Genomic DNA, 18,177 nt, shown 5'->3' on the forward strand with positions numbered 1-18,177 from the left:
TCTGCATCAGCGCGGGCCGAGGCTCGCGATACCGCGGAGCGCCCGGTCGCGGGCGCCCGCCCCCGATCGCATCATCGCCATCCGCATCATGAGCGCTGAGCCGAGTCGCCACGCCTGATCCACCGCCGCGCGACGCCTTGCGTAGGCGCGCAGAGCGGCCGGTATGCCGCTGCGGTCCCGCAGGGAGGCGGCGAGCGCGTCGGCGTCCTCGAGAGCCGTGTTCGCCCCGTGCCCGAGATTGGGTGCCATCGCGTGGGCGGCGTCTCCGAGCAGTGCCACGTTCTGCCGCACCGGATGGACCGGAGGGGCGGAATGGATGCCGTGGACGAGCGTGGTCTCCGCACGGACCGCCCCCAGGAGCTCGTCGATCGGCGCCCGCCGGCCGCCGACGAGAGCGCGCAGATGGGCGAGGTCCTCCGCCACCGACGGGGTGCGATGCTCCGGGAGGCAGGCGAACCAGTTCGTGCCGGCCGGTCCCGCGTCGTCCCTGCCGGAGCCGGCCAGCGGGGTGATCCCCACCAGCCAGCCTCCGCCCCAGGTCTCGGCCACTTCGGGCGGGTCGATGTCTGCGGTCCCGCGCAGCACGGTCAACCCGTGGTTGCGTGCTGCGGATCCGGGCCATCCGGAGCGGCGCACGAGGGAGTGCACGCCGTCCGCTCCGAGGAGCAGATCTGCGTCCTCACGCAATGGGCGCACGTCCTCGACCCGTCGTCGGGAGATCCGGACCGTGCCGGGGACCGCCTGCTGGAGGATCCGTACCAGATCGGAGCGAGCCACGAGGAGAGCGTCCCCGGCGGGGACCGTGGCGATCACCCGCGAATCCGCCCCGATGAGCGAGCCCTGGCGCGGAGAGGCCGAGACCTCCTGCACCGCCTCCAGGATCCCGAACCGGTGCAGCACCCGCTGGGCGGAGCCGAACATCCCCAGGGACGTCCCCACGGTCGGGACGGCGAAGCTCTCGTCGATCAGCTCGACGTCGTGCCCGTCGGCGGCGAGGGCGATCGCGGCCGCGAGCCCGGCCACGCCCGCGCCGAGGACACGGATCCTCCAGCGCTGTGTCATGGGACGTGGTGCCTTCCTCGCAGGGAACGGTCGGTCGCCGAGACGTCTGTGGCGATGATGCTGATCGGTCCGACCCTACTGCGGGGTCCGGCGCTTCCGGCGTGTCGTCGGAACCGTCGGGATCCGGTGAGCCGGTGGGATCCGCCGAGCCGATGGGACCAGGCGAGTCCTGGGGACCTAGACCCTCGGGCCCGTCGCCAGGACCCTCGGGCGCGTCGCCAGGATCCGCGGTGCCGTTGTCCGGTCGCTGCGGCCCTCGGCCGGGCCGTGCGGCGTCCATCAGCGCCGAACCCAGCAGGCGCGGCGTGACAGATATCCCCTGCGCGCCGTGGGGGCTGGTCCATGCCCATCCATGTGACGGTGAGGCGCCGGTGGTCCCGGTGCCGCGCTCGTCGGTGCCTGCCTCGGTGGTGTCGGCATCGGCATCGGCATCGGCATCGGCATCGGCGTCGGCGTCGGCCTCGACCATCGGCGCATCGGGTGATCCGGGCCCGTCCTGGGCCAGCGGTGTGAGGACCCAGAGGCCGAGCTCCTTGAGCAGGTTGCAGCGCACGCACAGGCCCTGGCCGTTGTCGAAGCTGGTCGGTCCGCTGCGGTGGTGCGGCGTCACGTGGTCGACCTGCCGGATGATCGCGTTGCACCACGGGGTGCGGCAGGTGGCGTCGCGCCAGCGGATCATCCGGGCGAGTCCGGCGGGGAATGCCCGTGCCCTCGACTCCATGCCGACCAGCTCGCCGGTGCTCGGGCGCATGTAGAGCCGGCGGTAGACGGCCGACACCGCCTCGTCGGGATGGGACTGCTCGGGATAGGCCTCCTCGGAACCGGCCAGGTACCCGGGCGGCGTGCCGTGCAGGGTATCGGTGACGATGTGAGCAGGGATGGCGCCGTATCCCTCGAGCCGGGCGCATTCGGCCTGGTCGTCGCGACCCAACAGGGCCGTGTCGGAGATGACGATGCCGACGTCGAGGCCGGGGGTCGTGCGGGGGCGCAGCGATGCTCCGTCATCGGGCTTCTCGCCTCCCGGCGTTCCGGCGTCCGGTGCGCCGCTGCGAAGGGTGGCGTCCACGAGCAGGTCCGCCTCGAGCGCCAGGACGGAGTCCTTCGCCCCGGCCGCCCGGAGGGACTCGGCCCTGCGGTGGAGGGCCTGCATCACGCCGGCCGCATCGATCCCGCGCAGCACGGCGCTGACCTGGGCCATTCCATCGGCCAGCGGCGTCATCGTCACGTGGCGGGATCGCGCGGCCCGCTCGGCTCGATCACGGGACTTCTCGGGCTCGAGCTGCTGGATCAGCATCTGCACTTCGGAGCGCAGCTTCCGCTCCCCGGCACCCGTGAGCGCCATCGGGTTCGCGCCGACCAGCTCGTCGAGGCGGGCGATGGTGTCCGGGTCCGCCTGGGACAGGGCGCGGGACAGAGTCGACGCCGTGCGCGCGGGCAACCGTCCGGTCCGCAGGGCGCCGTGGACCTCCGGCATCTGGGCCACCAGGCGCCGGGCGGATGCGAGAGAGAAGGAGGACGAGGCGGAGGAGACGCGGCGGGCGTGCCCGATCTCGTGGGCGGCACCCTTGCCCTGCTGAGGTCTGCGCACCTCCTGCGTCGCGTCGTCCTCGCGGATCCGCTGCTCGGCGCGGACCTGCCACTTCGCGTCGAGGGCGGCGAGGGAGGACGTCAGCTGGTCGAGGCCGCCGAGCACGGCGAGGGACTCCTCGGCAGTTCCCGGGGCCGTGCTCGGCAGCGGGTCCCGTACCGAGGTCGTCAGCGTGAAGGCCTGCAGCGTGGCCGCGAGGATCTCGGCGAGCACCACCCGTGCTCCGGCGCTGCCGTCGAACTCGGCGAGCCGACCGGCGACGTCGCTCAGAAGGTCGCCGCCCGACGAGGCAGCATCGATGATCGCTTCCTCCTCGTCGGGACGATCCCCGCTGCGCGCCGTGTCCATGCCATCAAGCGTACGCACGTTCGAAACCGGAGTGAAGGCCAAACGCTGGAGCTGTGGATAACGTAGAAGATGTGGATGCAGCGGTGGAAAAGATGGGTGTGTGGAGGAAGGTCTGTGTTCGGCCGCCCGGGCGGACCTGTGGGGGTCGTGGAGGGCCGTCCCGGCAGTGATCTCGCTCCGGCCTGCTGTGTGTGGCCCGATTCTCGGAGGTTCCTCAGGGGTGCGTCTGCGAGCGCGTGATCAGGAAGGGGTGATTTTCTCAGCGTTCATGTCAAGAACTCGATCAGTATTGTGGAGAACCTGCACCGGGGGAGGAAGGTTGCATCGTGGGGTGCGCAGAGAGCCTCCGGTGTTCCGGCGGTCCCGACGCTCCGACGGCGCTGTCGCCCGACGAGGTCAGCGCCCCAGCAGAGTCAGCACCGCCGTCACCCGGCGGTGCACGCTCGCGTCCTCGCTGAGCCCCAGCTTCGCGAACAGCCGCTGGGTGTGCTTCTCCACCGCACCGCCGCTGATGAACAGCCGCTGCGAGATCCCGGCGTTGGTCATGCCCTCGCCCATCAGCTCCAGCACCTCGCGCTCGCGCGGGGTCAGTTCGTCCAGCGGGGAGCGGCGCCGCGAGGCGATCACCTGACCCACCACGTCCGGGTCGATGGCGACGCCGCCGTCGGCCACCCGCTGGACCGACTCCAGGAACGCCCGGATGTCGAACACGCGGTCCTTCAGCAGATAACCCGTGGCGCGCTCGCCGGATTCGATCAGCTCGGTCGCGTAGCCCACCACGACGTACTGGCTCAGCAGCACGATCGGCGCCTCGGGCCAGGTCCGGCGGATCTCCTGCGCGGCCCGCAGGCCTTCGTCGGTGTGGCTCGGCGGCATGCGGATGTCGGAGATCACCAGCTCGGGGCGCAGCTCCAGCGCACGTGCCACCAGCTCGGTGCCGGAGGCCGCCGTCCCGACCACCGTGTGCCCCGCGTCCTCGAACAGGAGCCGCAGGCCCTCGCGCAGCAGCGCGGAATCGTCAGCGATCAGGACCCGCACGGGATCACCGCCTCGACCCGGGTGCCCTCGCCCGCGGGGGAGTGCACTGTCAGCCGTCCTTCCAGGGAGGCGACGCGCCCGGCGAGACCGGCGAGCCCGCCGCCGGTGCGCATTCCGGCGCCGCCGCGCCCGTCGTCCTGGATCCTCACCCGGGCATCATCCCCGATCCGGTCGACCTCCACCCGCACCGACCCGGCGCGGGCGTGCTTGGCGGCATTGGTCAGGGACTCCGAGACCACGTAGTAGATGCCGATCTCGACGTGCTCGGGCAGGTCCAGGTCCGGGCTCTGCACGGTGGTGGGCACGGGGGAGATCGCGGCCAGCTCCGTCAGCGCGGCGGACAGTCCGCGGTCGACGAGGATCGGCGGGGCGATCCCGCGCGAGAGACGGCGCAGATCGTCGAGCGTCAGTCCGAGCTGCTCCCGCGTCTCGCGCAGCACGATCTGCGCCTTCTCCGGATCGTTCGCGGCCAGCGCTTCGACCCTCGCGAGATCCATCGAGGCCCGCACCAGGCGCTGCTGCGGCCCGTCGTGCAGGTCCCGCTCGAGGCGGCGCAGGGCGGTGGACTCGGCGCTGCGACCTGCGGCCCGGGACTCCTGGGTGCGCAGCAGGCGCTGCTGATCCTCGTAGCGGGAGCTGAGCAGTCCGCGGGCCACGCCCCGGTGCAGTGCGGACAGGCCCCGCACCAGCGGTCCCACGGTCAGCAGGAAGAACAGTCCGCCGGCGACCTGCAGCCCGATGTCGACGACCATCGCGAGCGAGCCGGTGAAGCCCAGCAGCTCGCCCAGGCCGTTCATCTCCGCCCCCGGCAGCACCTGCGCGAGGACCACGGTGCTCAGTGGTCCGCCCACGGTCCCGATCGCCCCGACCGTCCAGGCGATGGCCAGCGGGAACGTGATCAGCACCAGCAGGAAGTTCACCAGCACCCAGAGGGCGTCGAGCCAGGACTGCGGATCGGTCAACGGCACGAGCAGGCGCCGCATCCAGCCGGAACCTTCCGGAACGCGCTTCGCGGTCGGCGTCGGCAGCTCGTCGCCGAGGAGGACGGGCTGGAGGGCGCGCTCGGCGGCGGCGAAGCCGCGGGCGACGAGGACGCCCACCACCAGGATCGGCAGCCCGACCCAGACGACGACGGTGGAGACCCCGGCGACGAGAAGGGAGAGGGTGAGGGAGAAGCCGACCACGCCCAGCAGCAGCGCGATCAGCCCATAGGCGAGGAAACGGCCGATCCGAGCGGCCCAACGGCCGACGGACCAGCGCTGTGAGGGGGAGATCGGTGCCGTCTCGGGCATGGTCATCGTGGTCATGTCCCCTACTGTGGCGCGATCTGCTCGTCGGCCCCATCCTGCCACCGGGTCGGGAGCTGTCGGGCTGGCCCGACAAGGCACCCCTACCCGTAGGTCGGGTACTGCGGCCACCCCTCCGGGGAGTCCTCCCAATCCTGCTGGCGTCCGTAGACGGTGCGATCCATGATCTGGGCGACGGGAAGGATCGCCTCGGTGCCGCGCGCCGTCGTGACATAGGTGAGGAACACGCGCCCCCCGTGCAGCAGGTAGTACGAGTAGCCCGGGACCGGGCCCGAGTATCCGCCGTCCTCGCCACGCAGGGTCCAGCCCCAGTCGTCGTGGTAGCCGGTCCCGCCCGAGGAGACCCAGGTGTGCGGCCAGCCGCGGTGCAGGCGCCAGGCGCGGAGCTTCTCGATCGGGGCCTGGGAGATCATCGCGAAGGCGATGCCCTCGTCCTCCAGTCGGCCGCCCTGGGTGGGCAGGTTGTCGACCGCCCAGGTGCAGCTGGGGCAGCCCTCCTCCCAGTCGGGGCCGAACATGACGTTCTGGACCAGTAGGAGGTAGTGCTCGCCGAACAGCTCCGAGAGCCGGATGGGGCCGTCCTCGCCGGTGAACTCGTAGTCGGGCACCTCCACCATCGGCAGTCGCCTGCGAGCGGCCGCCGCGCGATCGCCGGCGCGGGTGACTTCCTTGTCGAGGACGACCTGCTGGGACAGGGCGAGCTCGAAGTCCTCGCGGTCGACGACCGGCGGGACAGCGGCAGGTCGATGGGCCTTGTGAGAGGCGGGTCGGTCCGGGGTCTGCGGGGACGTAGGCGACGTCTCGGGCATGGCGGCTTCCTTCGTCGGACGGCTCGTCCTGAGCGGCCACGCTATCCCTGCGGAGCGCGGAGCACCAGGGGCCCGTCGGGCCATGCCGGGTGGCGGGCGGGCTCCACGGCGAACACTCGCGTGTAGATGTCGTCGATGACCTCGTTCTTGGCGAGGTTGTAGTCCACGGGACGTTCGGCGGTGCTCACGGCGAGGTCCCGTTTCGCGCGCGCATACAGCTCCCGGTCCGCCGGGTGCGTCCGCAGCCAGTCGCGGAACAGCACGTGCCGCAGGGGCTCGGGCGCGTCGGTCGGGAACACGTGCACGTTGGCACCGCCGCCCGGCGTGATGAGCATGCGGTGGCCGTTCCACCACGGTTCCCGGATGACCAGCGTCGCCCCGATCCGTTCGAGGGCGGGCACGTAGGTCTCCTCGGCGCTCGTGTCCTGGACGAGCACGTCGATGTCGAGGATCGGTTTAGCGGGCAGTCCGGGCACGGACGTGGAGCCGACGTGCTCGATCCGTCGGGCGACCGCACCGAGCGCGCCGTCGAGGCGCACGCGCAGCTGCTCGAAGCGGGCGGGCCACGCCGGGTCGGGCTCGACGATCTCGATCGGTGTGGTCGGCGGCCAGTCGTCCCGGACGAAGGCGCTGCGCCCGACGTCGTCCCCGTCGACGTGCCGACGGGTGAGCTCGGCGGGATAGTCGGGGTGGAACGGCGTCATCGAGGCCTCCTCGGGGTGAGCAAAGCTCTCCAGGGTAGAAGGGGAGCCGCCGCGGCGCCACCGATTTCTCAGCCCGCCTCGCACCGCTCCTTCAGCGTGGCGAGGTCCTCGGCGACGGCCGCCGCGTCCTGGGCGAACTCCGCCTCGCTCATGGTGCCGCGCCGCAGGGTGAACACCACCTCGCAGCGACCCTCCTCCAGGTCCATCACCCGCACCGGGTTCAGCACCGACTCGCCCGTGGGGAGGGTGACGGTGTGGTCGAGCACCCCGTAGGGGTTCTCCGGGACGAAGCTGACCAGCACCCGCCCCATCGGGGAGTTCATCGACCACTGCGTCACCTCCCGCTGGACCTCGCTGCCGGCCAGGCCCGCCGCCCAGCGGGGAAGGTTCCGCGGGTCGGCCGCGTAGTCGTAGACCTCGCGCCAGGGGCGTTCGATGACGACGTCGATGTGGCGGGAGGCGCCGCTGCCGGCGGCATCCGGGATGTTCGCGGACTCACTCATGGCTGGACGCTAACAGGCGCGGCCCCCGATCCCCGCGGCGCGGCCCCTGATCCCCGCGGCGCGGCCCCCGATCCCTGCGGTGCGTCCTGGGCCCGGGCGGTGCGCGCCTGCTCGACGGTCTGCCGCACGGCCTCCTCCCAGCTGGTCGGCTCCAGCCCTTCCTCGAGAGTGAGGATCCCCGGCCGCAGCACGCTCGGCGCGAACCAGAGCCCGGAGATCCCCGCGAGCTCCCGGGCGAAGGTGTTGACGCCCGACAGGGCCCGCATCGCGACCAGGGGGATCCGCAGCGGCCGACGGGGCGGCGCCCCGGTCAGCCTGAAGACCTCCGCGAGCAGATCGGTCTGCGGCCGGGCCGGGGCCGACGGCGCATGGAGCACGACGTCGCTGCCCGCGCCGGTCAGACGCTCGGCGTGGCGGCCCGCATGGAGCATGGCCGCGGCGAGATCCGGGATGTGCGTCAGGGTGTGCGGCGCCGTCGGATCGCCGTAGATGATCGGCCGGGAGCCGGCGACGATCCGCTCGATGACCATGGCGCTGGCGACCGCGGCGCCGGTGCCCACGGCGGTGGGGCCGACGAGGTCCGAGGCGACCACGCTCACGGTGCGCGCCGGATGCGCCCGGCGCTGCGCGAGCAGCTCGATGCGCACCTCGCCCTTCGCGTCCCGCGGCGACGGCCCGGCGCCCTCGACGAGGTCGGAGGCCTCGCCCTGGAAGCCGTACATCGATTCGGGGAAGACGACGGGGATCCCGCGCTCCGCAGCCGCGTCCAGCACGGCCTTCTCGCGCCGCGGCAGCTCGCGCCGCCAGGCGCGGGCGTCGTAGACCGTATGGAAGCTCGCATGGATCGCCTCGGCACCCTCGAGCGCCTCGGTGAGCGCCTGGGGGTCCAGAAGATCTCCGGCGACGCGGCGGACGCCCGGCGCGGGCTCCCGGGGCGTGCGGCGCAGCACCGTCACGGTGTCGCCGTCGGCGAGGGCGCGGTCGATGACGGCGCGTCCGATCTGTCCTTCTCCGATGACCAGGTGATGCATGAGGACCTCCATGATGTGAGCAGTGCTCTCGGTTGTAGAAGCAGTGAACACTGCTCTCGGTCTCCCGTCAAGAGCGGTGCTCTCGGTTTTGTGGGAGGATGGGATCATGAAGGTCACCGGAACGGATCAGCGGCCTGCGACCCCGCGTGCCGTCGCCCGTGAGCGCACCCTGGGTCGCATCGTCGAGCTCGGCAACGAGCAGCTCGCCGAGTGCGGCGCGGCGGGCCTCAGCGTGCGCGAGATCGCCCGCGGCCTGGGCATGGTCTCCTCGGCGATCTATCGCTACGTGAGCTGTCGCGAGGAGCTGCTGACCCTGCTGATCGTCGACGCCTACGGCGATCTCGCCGACACCGTGGACGCGGCGCTCGATGAGGTGGGCCGGGATCCGCGCACGCGCTTTCTCGCGCTGGCGCGGGCGATGGCGCGCTGGGCGATCGCACACCCCGAGCGCTGGACCCTCCTGTACGGCACCCCGGTGCCCGACTACGACGCCCCGGCGGAGAGCACCAATTTCGACGGCACCCGAGTCATGGCCGCGGTGCTCGCGATCGCCGCCGATGCGGCCGGCGCCGAGGGGCCGGGCGGGGCGGTGGACTCTGGGGCAGGGCGCCCTGCCGTACCGGTCACCCCGGAGGTGCGGGCGCTGCTGGAGAAGCACCTCGCCGAGTTCGCGGTCGAGGCGGGCCCCGTCGTCGCCCTGCGCGCCGTGACGGCCTGGAGCAGCCTCGTAGGGGTCATCAGCGCCCACGTGTTCGGGCAGTTGGGCGCTGACGCCGTCGCGGTCGGCGAGCAGATCCTCGGCAGCCAGGTCGAGATGCTCGCCGACCTCGTCATCGCGGCCTGAGCCGCTCCGCCTCTTCACGGCCCCGTCGGCCCCCGCGCTCCCAGGCGGCCACGGCGAGACGTGCGGCGGACAGCAGCGACGTCGGGTCGCGCAGACGAGCCCCGTCGGCCTCCGGGGAGACGACCACCCAGCGGGCCCGCCCCCGCCGCCGCATCCGCCCGATCTCGATCGCCCGTCCTGCGGACAGGGGGAGGAGCAGGGCTCCGCTCGGGCCCACCTCGATCAGCGCGGCGAGCTCGGGCCGCAGATCCAGCAGATGGGCGCGGATCCGCTCCCGCTCGTCCTGGACGGTGCTGCCGGTGGGGTGCGTGAGGATCGATCCTCTCGTGGTCATGCGGCGACCCTACGAACGGGGGCCGACGGACGAACGCCGCCTCTTCTCCCGTCGGCGCTCTGCTGGCCCTTTCGGGCCGCGGCTCCTACGATGAGGACACCGTATGGGCTGTGTCACAGGGAGGTCGGCGTGCCGCTGTACGAATTCCGCTGCGAGAACTCCCATCTGCACGAGCTGATGATGCCGCTGGCCGCCGCGGACCGCAGCGCGGTCTGCCCCGAGTGCGGATCAGCGGCTTCGAGACTGATCAGCTCGCCCGCCCTCGGCCACCTCGGATCACCGCGAGCACGCCTCATCGACCGTGCCGAGTCGAGCGCGCAGGCCCCGACCGTCGTCGACCAGGTGCCCGGCACCGGGCCCTCCCGTCCAGCTCACACCACGCACGACCCGCGCCACGTGAGACTGCCGCGTCCCTGACGCCGGCCCCGGACCTGACGGCGCCGCCCCTCGGCCCGTCGCTGTGGAAGGAGAGATCATGCCCGAGAACGTCTTCCCGCTGGATTCCACCACCCCCTTCACCGAGCAGAAGATCCTGGGGCACAACAGGTGGCACCCCGACATCCCGCCCGCGGTGAGCGTGCGACCGGGGGACACCTTCCGCGTGGACTGCCGCGAGTGGTTCGACGGCTACATCAAGGACGACGACTCCGCCGAGGACATCGCGACCGCGCCCCTGCACACGGTGCACACCCTCTCCGGGCCGTTCCGCATCGAGGGGGCGAAGCCCGGGGATCTGCTGATCGTCGACATCCTCGACGTCGGACCCATCCCCCAGGAGGACTCCGGGCCGCTGGCCGGACAGGGCTGGGGCTACACCGGCATCTTCGCCAAGCGCAACGGCGGCAGCTTCCTGACCGACGAGTTCCCCGACGCCTACAAGGCGGTGTGGGACTTCCACGGCGAGCGCGCCACCTCCCGGCACGTCCCCGGGGTGGAGTTCACCGGCATGATCCACCCGGGCCTGATGGGCACCGCGCCCTCGCCCGAGCTGCTGAAGCGGTGGAACGACCGCGAGGCCGCGCTGATCGCCACCGATCCTCAGCGCGTGCCCGCGCTCGCCCTGCCGCCCGAGCCCGATGGGGCGATCCTCGGCGGGGTGTCCGAGGGGGACCGTGCCCGGGTGGCCGGGGAGGGCGCCCGCACGGCCCCGCCGCGCGAGAACGGCGGCAACCAGGACATCAAGAACCTCACCAGGGGCACCCGGATCTTCTATCCCGTGTTCGTCGACGGCGCGAACTTCTCCGTCGGGGACCTGCACTTCTCCCAGGGCGACGGTGAGATCACCTTCTGCGGCGGCATCGAGATGGGCGGCTTCCTCGATCTCCACGTCGACGTCATCCCCGGCGGCATGGAGAAGTACGGCGTCAGCGAGAACGCGATCTTCATGCCCGGCACCACGCCGCCGCAGCACAGCCGGTGGCTCTCGTTCTCCGGCACCTCGGTCACCCTCGACGGCGAGCAGCGCTACCTCGACTCGCACCTCGCCTACCAGCGGGCCTGCCTGCACGCGATCGAGTACCTGTCGACGTTCGGCTGGTCGAAGGAGCAGGCCTACCTGCTGCTCGGCGCCGCCCCGATCGAGGGCAGGTTCTCCGGCGTGGTGGACATCCCCAACGCCTGCGCGACGGTGTACCTGCCGCTGGACATCTTCGACATCGACATCCGGCCGGGCTCCGGCGAGGTGCCGCAGATCGATCCGGGGATCGGGGCGCCGCGCGCGAGCGTGGGGTGAGCGCTACTCAGCGGTGGAACCGTTCAGCACCCGGGCCCACAGCGCCTCGTGCGTGGCGACGTGATCCGCCGCCCGGCGCCAGTGCTCACCATGGCCCTGGACGAACATCGACCCCCACGGCTCGCGGCCGGTGGCGTGCGAGGTCCGCAGCAGCTCGTGCATCGCCTCGGTGCGCTCGACCATCGCGCGGGGGAGCCGGGCGCGCAGCGCGGCGTCGGCCCCGTACCCGTCCACCAGCGCCGCGAGGCGTGCCGCGGACTCCTCCGGATCGGCGGACGCGTCGTTCAGGGTGAAGGCCTGCGCCGAGTAGGCGAGGTCCCACAGCCGGGTGCTCGGGGACGCCTCGTCCCAGTCGATGAACACCCAGCGCTCGCCGAGGAGCAGGTTCCATGGGGTGAGGTCCCCGTGGCAGACGAGATCCGCCTCCCCGCCCGGCGCCGGGAGCAAGGGCTCCCAGGGGGCCGGGGCCGACGGGATGAAGCCCTCGCAGGCATCGTGGATCGCGCGGATCAGCCGCCCGACCCGCCCGAGCTCGGCGAGCGACAGGGGAGGGCAGCGCAGGGCGAGCGGTCCCGGCACGAACTCGAGGATCTGGCGCCCGCGCTCGTCCCGGCCAAGCGGCTCGGGCACGTCGACCCCCGCCGCGGCGACCGTGCGCATCAGCTCGTGGACGGCGAGCGTCGTCGGCCCCCAGGGTTTGCGCACGGTGTCGCCGAGGCGCACCACGCCCTCGGTGGCGTTGCCGCCCTCGAGCGGCTGCTCGCAGTGCTCGGTCATCGGACTACTGTAGGACCACGGATCTCATGGACAGGCCAGAAGGACACGACCGATGACGTCGCACCCCATCCCGAGCTCTCCCGGGCTGATCCGCATCGCGGCGCCGCCAGGGACGGGGAAATCCACTGTGCTGCCGCACCTCGTCGAGATCGTGCGCGGACACGCCGTCGTCGCCGACGCCGCCGCCGATGCTGCGGTGCTGCGATCCATCCTGCCGCCGGAGCGTCTCGTGAAGACCCCGGATGGGACGACGCCCGATCGCAGCGCGGAGATCCTCTGGGAACAGGTCGCAGGGCTCTGGGAGCAAGGATGACCGCACTGGACGCCTACGGTGCCCGCGCGCAGGAGTACGCCGACGTGCTCGGATCGATCGAGGTGATGGCCCCGCCGGACAGGAGGTGCATCGAGGCGTGGGCGTCGGGCGTCGACGGTCCGATTGTGGACGCGGGCTGCGGGCCCGGGCACTGGACGGCGCACGTGGCGTCTCTCGGGCACGAGGTGCACGGGATCGATCCGGTCCCGGAGTTCGTCGAGATCGCCCGTCGCGCCCATCCCGGGATCGCGTACAGCGTCGGATCGTTCGCAGATCTGCACGACCGGGCGGGCTCCTGGGGCGGAATCCTGGCCTGGTACTCGCTGATCCATCTGCCGCCCGAGGTGGTTCCCGACGTGCTCATGACGCTGCATCGCGCGCTTCGTCCGACGGGGCAGCTCCTGCTCGGGTTCTTCGACGGGCCGCGGCAGGAGTCCTTCGGCCATGCCGTGGCCCCTGCGCAGTTCTGGCCGGCACCGCGGATGGGAGCGCTGCTCGAGAGCGCCGGATTCACGATCCTGGACCTCGAGCGGCGTCATGACCTGGGCTCGCGACCCCAAGCCGCGATCACCGCGTCCCGCCGCTGACGCCCGGGGCACGGGTGGCTACTGTGAAGGGTATGGGCACCAGAGCGACGGACGGCAGCGCCGGCGATGCGGACTACGGCGCGATCGGCGCTTCCTATGCGGGGTACCGGCAGCCGGACCCGCGCATCGCCGCGGCGATCACGGATGCTCTGGGCGAGGCGCACACGGTGCTGAACGTGGGTGCTGGCGCCGGATCCTACGAACCCGCCGACAGACAGGTGACTGCGGTCGAGCCGTCGGCCTTCATGCGCGCACAGCGCCGGGAGCACCCGGCCCGCGCTATCGACGCCACCGCGGAGCAGCTCCCCTTCGCCGACGACTCCTTCGACGCCTCGATGAGCACGTTCAGCGTCCACCAATGGCGGGACGTCGGCGCCGGGCTGCGGGAGATGCGTCGGGTGACCCGTGGCCCCGTCGTGATCCTGACCTGCGACCCGACACGGGTCGAGGAGTTCTGGCTGCGCGAGTACGCGCCCGAGGTGCTCGCCACCGAGGCGAGACGCTACCCCTCGCTCGAAATCCTCGCCGACGGTCTCGGCGGGCGGTTCTCGAGCCGTGCGTTGGCGATCCCGCAGGCCTGCACCGACGGATTCACCGAGGCCTATTTCGGTCGGCCGGAGCGTCTGCTCGAGGCGGAGGCGCAGCGTGCCTGCTCGGCGTGGAGCCTCGTGGCCCCCGCGGTCATCACCCGCTTCACCGAGCAGCTCACGATGGATCTCCTCGAGGGCACCTGGGATGCGAAGCACGGCGAGCTGCGCACCCGGTCGCAGTACGAGGGCTCGCTCGTCCTCGTCGTCTCGGAGCCCTGAGATGGACCGGCGGTCGTCCGCCCCGACCCTGATGCTGCTGAACGGCGCCCCCGGCAGCGGGAAATCCACGCTGGCCGCGCTGCTCGCAGCTGAGCGTCCTCTCGCGCTGGCGCTGGACATCGACACGATCAAGCACTCCCTCGGCGCATGGGACCAGGACCTGAACGCGTCCGGTCTGCAGGCTCGTCGGCTCGCCGTGGTGCTGATCCGGCAGCACCTCGCCGACGGGCATGACGTCGTCGTCGGACAGTATCTGGCGCGCACCCCGTTCCTCGAGGAGCTCGAGCGGCTCGCCGCGGACTGCGGGGCGAGGTTCGTCGAGGCGGCGCTGATGCTCGACGAGCGGAGCCTCGCCCGCCGTCTCCGCGGACGACTCGCAGCGCCCGACCGGGCCGAGCAGGCGGCCAACGACCGGTTCGTCGACCCCGACGACGCCCCGCAGCTGGTCGCCTCGATCGAACGGGTGCTCGCGCAGCGCCCGCGGGCGCTGCGGATCGACGCGGCGGGGAGCCGGGAGCAGACGCTCGCGTTGGTGGAGGCGCTGCTCGGATCCGACTGAGCTCGACGGTGCCGGCCGGCACCGGGGCTCACCTGCTCGGGAGAGCAGGTCACCCTGGTGACCTGCCTGCTGTGCACGCCGCGGAATCAGTCCCCGAGGATCGCGCCGCGGGAGGCCGACTTCACGAGCGTGACGTACTTGCCCAGCACGCCCTTGGTGAACTTCGGGGGCAGCGGGGTCCAGCCCTCGCGGCGGGAGGCCAGCTCCTCCTCGTCGACCAGCAGGTCCAGGGCGCCGGAGCTCACGTCCAGCCGGATTCGGTCGCCGTCGCGCACGAAGGCGATCGGCCCGCCGTCGACCGCCTCGGGGGCGATGTGGCCGACGCACAGCCCGGTGGTGCCGCCGGAGAAACGCCCGTCGGTCATCAGCAGCACGTCCTTGCCCAGTCCCGCGCCCTTGATCGCGCCGGTGATGGAGAGCATCTCGCGCATGCCGGGCCCGCCCTTGGGCCCCTCGTAGCGGATCACGACCACGTCGCCATGGTCGATCGTGCCGTCGTTCAGCGCATCCATCGCCTGCTGCTCGCGCTCGAACACGCGCGCGGTGCCCTCGAAGACGTCCTCCTCGAAGCCCGCGGACTTCACCACCGCGCCCTCGGGGGCCAGCGACCCGCGCAGGATCGAGATCCCGCCGGTCGGCGCGATCGGCGCCGTGGCCGGCCGCAGCACCGACCCGTCGGCCGGACGCGGCGCGAGGACCTCGAGGTTCTCGGCGACGGTGCGTCCGGTGACGGTCAGGCAGTCCCCGTCCAGCAAACCCTCGTCCAGCAGCGTCTTCATGACCACCTGGATGCCGCCGACGTGGTCGACGTCGTTCATGACGTACCGGCCGTAGGGCTTGAGATCGGCGAGGTGGGGGACCTTCGCGCCGATGCGCGCGAAGTCGTCGAGGGTGAGGTCGACGCCGGCTTCGTGGGCGATGGCCAGCAGGTGGAGGACGGCGTTGGTGGAGCCGCCGAAGGCCTGGACGACGGCGATCGCGTTCTCGAAGGCCGCCTTGGTCATGATGTCTCCGGTGGTGTGGCCGCGGCGCAGCATCCCGACCACCTCCTCGCCGGCCCGGCGGGCATCGGCGTCGCGGCGGCGGTCGGCCGACGGGGGAGTGGCCGATCCCGGGACCGACATCCCCATGGCCTCCGCGACGGTCGACATGGTGTTGGCCGTGAAGTAGCCGCCGCAGGCGCCCTCGCCCGGACAGATGGAGCGCTCGATGCGCCCGACGTCCTCGCGGCTCATCAGCCCGCGGGCGCAGGCGCCGACGGCCTCGAAGCCGTCGATGAGCGTGACGTCCTTCTCCGTGCCGTCGGTCAGGCTCACCCGGCCCGGCATGATCGTGCCGGCATAGACGAACACACTGGCCAGGTCCAGGCGGGCGGCGGCCATCAGCATGCCCGGCAGGGACTTGTCGCAGCCGGCCAGCAGCACCGAGCCGTCCAGCCGCTCGGCCTGCATGACGGTCTCGACGCTGTCGGCGATCACGTCGCGGGAGACCAGCGAGTAGTGCATGCCGTCATGGCCCATCGAGATGCCGTCGGAGACCGAGATCGTCCCGAACTGCAACGGGTAGCCGCCGCCGGAGTGGACGCCGTCCTTGGCCGCCTGGGCAAGCCGGTCCAGCGAGAGGTTGCACGGGGTGATCTCGTTCCACGAGCTGGCGATCCCGATCTGGGGCTTGCCCCAGTCGCCGTCGCCCATGCCCACCGCGCGCAGCATGCCGCGGGAGGCGGTGGCCGCGAGGCCGTCCGTGACCTGACGGCTGCGGGGCTTGATGTCGGGTCCGGAAGCGGGGGGAGGAGCGTCGTCGGTGGCCATGGCCCGACCCTAGTCCTCGAGCTCGAGTGCGGGGAAGGGACGCGCGCGCAGGGGACTCAGGCTCCCTCGGCGATCGCGCGCAGGCGATCGCGGTGCTCCGCCCACTGCTGCTGGGTCAGCGGCGGGAGGTTGCTGGTGCCTGCTCTCATCCCGGTGGAGCCGTCGAGCCCTTCGCGGATGATGTCGGCGTGCCCCGCGTGTCGGGCCGTCTCCGCGACGAGGTGGATCAGGAGGGTGTGCAGCGTGGGTCGGCGCCGCTCCTCGGACCACCAGGAGACCTCTCCCGTGGTCGACAGCGGCAGCGAGAAGATCGCGGCATCGCCGTGCGCCCAGGCCCGTCGGTAGCCGTCCACGATGTCCTCGGGCGATTCGTCGGCGCGGACCCATTGGTCCTCGAGCGCCCCCTCAGGATCAGGGTCCGAGGCGGAGTCCGGCGCGGCCCCGGCGGCTTCCCAGGGCCACGGGTGGTCCAGGGGACGGTCGAGGCACTCGCCGAGGTAGCCCAGCTCGGTCCAGGTCAGGTGTTTGACCAGCCCCAGCAACGATGTGCCGGTCGGCGTGGCGGGCCATCGCAGCTGTCGCTCGTCCAGCCCGTCGAGCTTGAACAGCATCACCTCCCGCTGGTCCTGCAGGTAGCGGTGCAGAGTCGTCCGTTCGGCGTCGTCGTCGCTCATCTCGTGAGCGTAGCGACGCGCCGGGGTGATCCGCGAGCGATTTCCCGCCGTTCAGCGCCGGTGCGCGGGGTCCTCCCGGTCGAGGCGTGTGAAGCGGCTGAGCTGGGTGACGTGCTCCGGCGTGAGATCCTTCAGGGTCGGGACCTGCAGCAGCTTCATGGTCCGCTCCACCTCGTCTGAGAGGATCTCGATCGTCCGGTCCACCCCCTCGCGGCCGCCGGCCATCAGGCCGTAGAGGTAAGCCCGGCCGATCAGGGTGAAGTCGGCGCCCAGGGCCATCGCTGCGACGATGTCGGCACCGCTACGGATACCGGTATCGAGGATGATCTCGACATCGTCGCCGACCTCGCGGGCGACCTCGGGCAGCAGTTGGAAGGGCACAGGGGCGCGGTCGAGCTGGCGCCCGCCGTGATTGGACAGCACGATCGCGTCGACCCCGAGGTCGGCGAGCTTCTTCGCGTCCTCGACGGTCTGGACGCCCTTGACCGCGAACTTCCCCGGCCACATCGTCCGGATCTGCGCGAGGTCGTCGAAGTCGATGCTGGGATCCATCGCGGAGTTCAGCAGCTCGCCGACCGTACCGCCGGTCTCGCTGAGCGAGGCGAACTCGAGCTTGGCGGTGGTCAGGAAGTCCCACCACCACCAGGGCCGCGGGATGGCGTCGAGCACGGTGGACAGGCTCAGCTGCGGCGGGATCGAGAAGCCGTTGCGGGTGTCGCGCAGGCGGGCCCCGGCCACGGGGGTGTCCACGGTGAAGAACAGCGTGTCGTAGCCGGCCTGCGCCGCACGCTCGACGAGCCCGTAGGAGGTCTCCCGCTCATTCATGACGTAGAGCTGGAACCAGTTGCGGCCCAGTGGGTTCGCGGCCTTCACGTCCTCGATCGAGGTGGTGCCGAGCGTCGAGAGGGTGAAGGGGATCCCGGCGGCCCCCGCGGCTCCGGCGCCCGCGGTCTCGCCCTCGGTCTGCATCAGCCGGGTGAAGCCGGTGGGGGCGATGCCGAAGGGCTGGGCGGAGCTGCCGCCGAGGATCTGCGTGGTGGTGTCCACGTGCGAGACGTCGTGCAGGATCGAGGGGTGGAACTCGATGTCCTCGAAGGCCTGGAGCGAGCGGTCCATCGAGATCTCGCGCTCGGCGGCGCCGTCGGTGTAGTCGAAGGCGGCCGCCGGGGTGCGGTGCTTCGCGATCGACCGCAGGTCCTCGATGGTCAGCGCCGCGGAGAGACGACGACGCTTCGGATCGAGGTCGATCTTCTTGAACTTCATGAGCTCCAGGAGCTCGGCGGGCCGGGGGATCTGTCTCGTGACCATGGAAATCTCCTTCGTGGTGAGGACGTGATGGATCGTGGG

20 protein-coding genes are annotated in these 18,177 nt (G+C 71.7%); 7 read left to right on the plus strand and 13 right to left on the minus strand.

What is annotated here, in order from left to right; all coding sequences use genetic code 11:
• Window positions 1-6 precede the first annotated feature (6 nt).
• From BH708_RS00295 to BH708_RS00330, 8 genes are all read right to left on the minus strand, one after another.
• On the minus strand, window positions 7-777 hold the full coding sequence (locus tag BH708_RS00295; RefSeq protein ID WP_253705426.1) for an FAD-dependent monooxygenase: 771 nt from the start codon (window positions 775-777) through the stop codon (window positions 7-9).
• A complete protein-coding gene (locus tag BH708_RS00300; RefSeq protein WP_076805656.1) occupies window positions 680-2,998 on the minus strand; it encodes a DUF222 domain-containing protein in 2,319 nt (772 codons plus the stop codon). Before BH708_RS00300 ends, BH708_RS00295 begins: the two co-directional genes overlap by 98 nt.
• A gap of 396 nt (window positions 2,999-3,394) precedes the next feature.
• Window positions 3,395-4,036 carry a response regulator transcription factor gene (locus tag BH708_RS00305; RefSeq protein WP_076805658.1) on the minus strand — a complete coding sequence of 214 codons (642 nt, stop codon included), beginning with the start codon at window positions 4,034-4,036 and terminating at the stop codon, window positions 3,395-3,397.
• Window positions 4,024-5,343, minus strand: coding sequence for a sensor domain-containing protein (locus BH708_RS00310; protein ID WP_083713137.1), 1,320 nt, complete (start codon window positions 5,341-5,343; stop codon window positions 4,024-4,026). The genes BH708_RS00305 and BH708_RS00310 overlap by 13 nt, the downstream gene beginning before the upstream one ends.
• Window positions 5,344-5,426: 83 nt before the next feature.
• Window positions 5,427-6,152, minus strand: coding sequence for a DUF899 family protein (locus BH708_RS00315; RefSeq protein WP_076805661.1), 726 nt, complete (start codon window positions 6,150-6,152; stop codon window positions 5,427-5,429).
• A 41-nt stretch (window positions 6,153-6,193) separates the two neighbouring features.
• Window positions 6,194-6,856, minus strand: a complete 663-nt coding sequence (locus tag BH708_RS00320) for a GrpB family protein (RefSeq protein ID WP_076805663.1) — start codon at window positions 6,854-6,856, stop codon at window positions 6,194-6,196.
• 68 nt (window positions 6,857-6,924) lie between these two features.
• Complete coding sequence (locus BH708_RS00325) at window positions 6,925-7,359, minus strand: hypothetical protein (protein ID WP_076805665.1); 435 nt, start codon at window positions 7,357-7,359, stop codon at window positions 6,925-6,927.
• A complete protein-coding gene (locus BH708_RS00330) occupies window positions 7,356-8,390 on the minus strand; it encodes an NAD-dependent epimerase/dehydratase family protein (RefSeq protein ID WP_083713138.1) in 1,035 nt (344 codons plus the stop codon). Before BH708_RS00330 ends, BH708_RS00325 begins: the two co-directional genes overlap by 4 nt.
• A gap of 106 nt (window positions 8,391-8,496) precedes the next feature.
• Between BH708_RS00330 and BH708_RS00335 the strand changes: the two genes are divergently transcribed.
• A complete protein-coding gene (locus tag BH708_RS00335) occupies window positions 8,497-9,234 on the plus strand; it encodes a TetR/AcrR family transcriptional regulator (RefSeq protein ID WP_076805667.1) in 738 nt (245 codons plus the stop codon).
• Here the strand turns inward: BH708_RS00335 and BH708_RS00340 are convergent.
• Window positions 9,221-9,568, minus strand: coding sequence for a hypothetical protein (locus BH708_RS00340; protein ID WP_076805669.1), 348 nt, complete (start codon window positions 9,566-9,568; stop codon window positions 9,221-9,223). The genes BH708_RS00335 and BH708_RS00340 overlap by 14 nt on opposite strands.
• Before the next feature lie 129 nt (window positions 9,569-9,697).
• Between BH708_RS00340 and BH708_RS00345 the strand changes: the two genes are divergently transcribed.
• Together BH708_RS00345 and fmdA are read left to right on the plus strand one after the other, a co-directional pair.
• Window positions 9,698-9,985, plus strand: coding sequence for an FmdB family zinc ribbon protein (locus tag BH708_RS00345; RefSeq protein WP_076805671.1), 288 nt, complete (start codon window positions 9,698-9,700; stop codon window positions 9,983-9,985).
• Window positions 9,986-10,043: 58 nt separating this feature from the next.
• The gene (gene fmdA / locus BH708_RS00350; protein ID WP_076805673.1) at window positions 10,044-11,300 is read left to right on the plus strand and encodes a formamidase; all 1,257 of its coding nucleotides are present in this window, start codon (window positions 10,044-10,046) and stop codon (window positions 11,298-11,300) included.
• 3 nt (window positions 11,301-11,303) lie between these two features.
• Here the strand turns inward: fmdA and BH708_RS00355 are convergent, their stop codons facing one another.
• On the minus strand, window positions 11,304-12,077 hold the full coding sequence (locus tag BH708_RS00355; protein ID WP_076805675.1) for a phosphotransferase: 774 nt from the start codon (window positions 12,075-12,077) through the stop codon (window positions 11,304-11,306).
• Window positions 12,078-12,129: 52 nt separating this feature from the next.
• Here BH708_RS00355 and BH708_RS00360 point away from each other — a divergent pair, with 52 nt between their 5' ends.
• From BH708_RS00360 to BH708_RS00375, 4 genes are read left to right on the plus strand one after another with little or no spacing between them, the layout of a single operon-like run.
• Window positions 12,130-12,390: a hypothetical protein gene (locus tag BH708_RS00360; protein ID WP_076805677.1), complete on the plus strand. Its 261-nt coding sequence runs from the start codon at window positions 12,130-12,132 to the stop codon at window positions 12,388-12,390.
• Window positions 12,387-12,977 (plus strand): class I SAM-dependent methyltransferase, encoded by a 591-nt coding sequence (locus BH708_RS00365; protein ID WP_076805681.1) that lies wholly within the window; start codon window positions 12,387-12,389, stop codon window positions 12,975-12,977. The genes BH708_RS00360 and BH708_RS00365 overlap by 4 nt, the downstream gene beginning before the upstream one ends.
• 32 nt (window positions 12,978-13,009) lie before the next feature.
• The gene (locus BH708_RS00370; protein ID WP_076805682.1) at window positions 13,010-13,786 is read left to right on the plus strand and encodes a class I SAM-dependent methyltransferase; all 777 of its coding nucleotides are present in this window, start codon (window positions 13,010-13,012) and stop codon (window positions 13,784-13,786) included.
• 1 nt (window position 13,787) lies between these two features.
• The gene (locus BH708_RS00375; RefSeq protein ID WP_076805684.1) at window positions 13,788-14,345 is read left to right on the plus strand and encodes an AAA family ATPase; all 558 of its coding nucleotides are present in this window, start codon (window positions 13,788-13,790) and stop codon (window positions 14,343-14,345) included.
• Window positions 14,346-14,431: 86 nt separating this feature from the next.
• Here the strand turns inward: BH708_RS00375 and ilvD are convergent, their stop codons facing one another.
• From ilvD to BH708_RS00390, 3 genes are read right to left on the minus strand one after another with little or no spacing between them, the layout of a single operon-like run.
• Window positions 14,432-16,156 (minus strand): dihydroxy-acid dehydratase, encoded by a 1,725-nt coding sequence (gene ilvD / locus BH708_RS00380; RefSeq protein WP_076805686.1) that lies wholly within the window; start codon window positions 16,154-16,156, stop codon window positions 14,432-14,434.
• A gap of 56 nt (window positions 16,157-16,212) precedes the next feature.
• The gene (locus BH708_RS00385; protein ID WP_076805688.1) at window positions 16,213-16,830 is read right to left on the minus strand and encodes a DinB family protein; all 618 of its coding nucleotides are present in this window, start codon (window positions 16,828-16,830) and stop codon (window positions 16,213-16,215) included.
• A gap of 51 nt (window positions 16,831-16,881) precedes the next feature.
• On the minus strand, window positions 16,882-18,138 hold the full coding sequence (locus BH708_RS00390; protein WP_076805689.1) for an alpha-hydroxy acid oxidase: 1,257 nt from the start codon (window positions 18,136-18,138) through the stop codon (window positions 16,882-16,884).
• Window positions 18,139-18,177: the final 39 nt, after the last annotated feature.

Origin of the sequence: Brachybacterium sp. P6-10-X1 (assembly GCF_001969445.1) — a bacterium.
In the GTDB taxonomy this organism is placed as follows: Bacteria; Actinomycetota; Actinomycetes; order Actinomycetales; family Dermabacteraceae; genus Brachybacterium.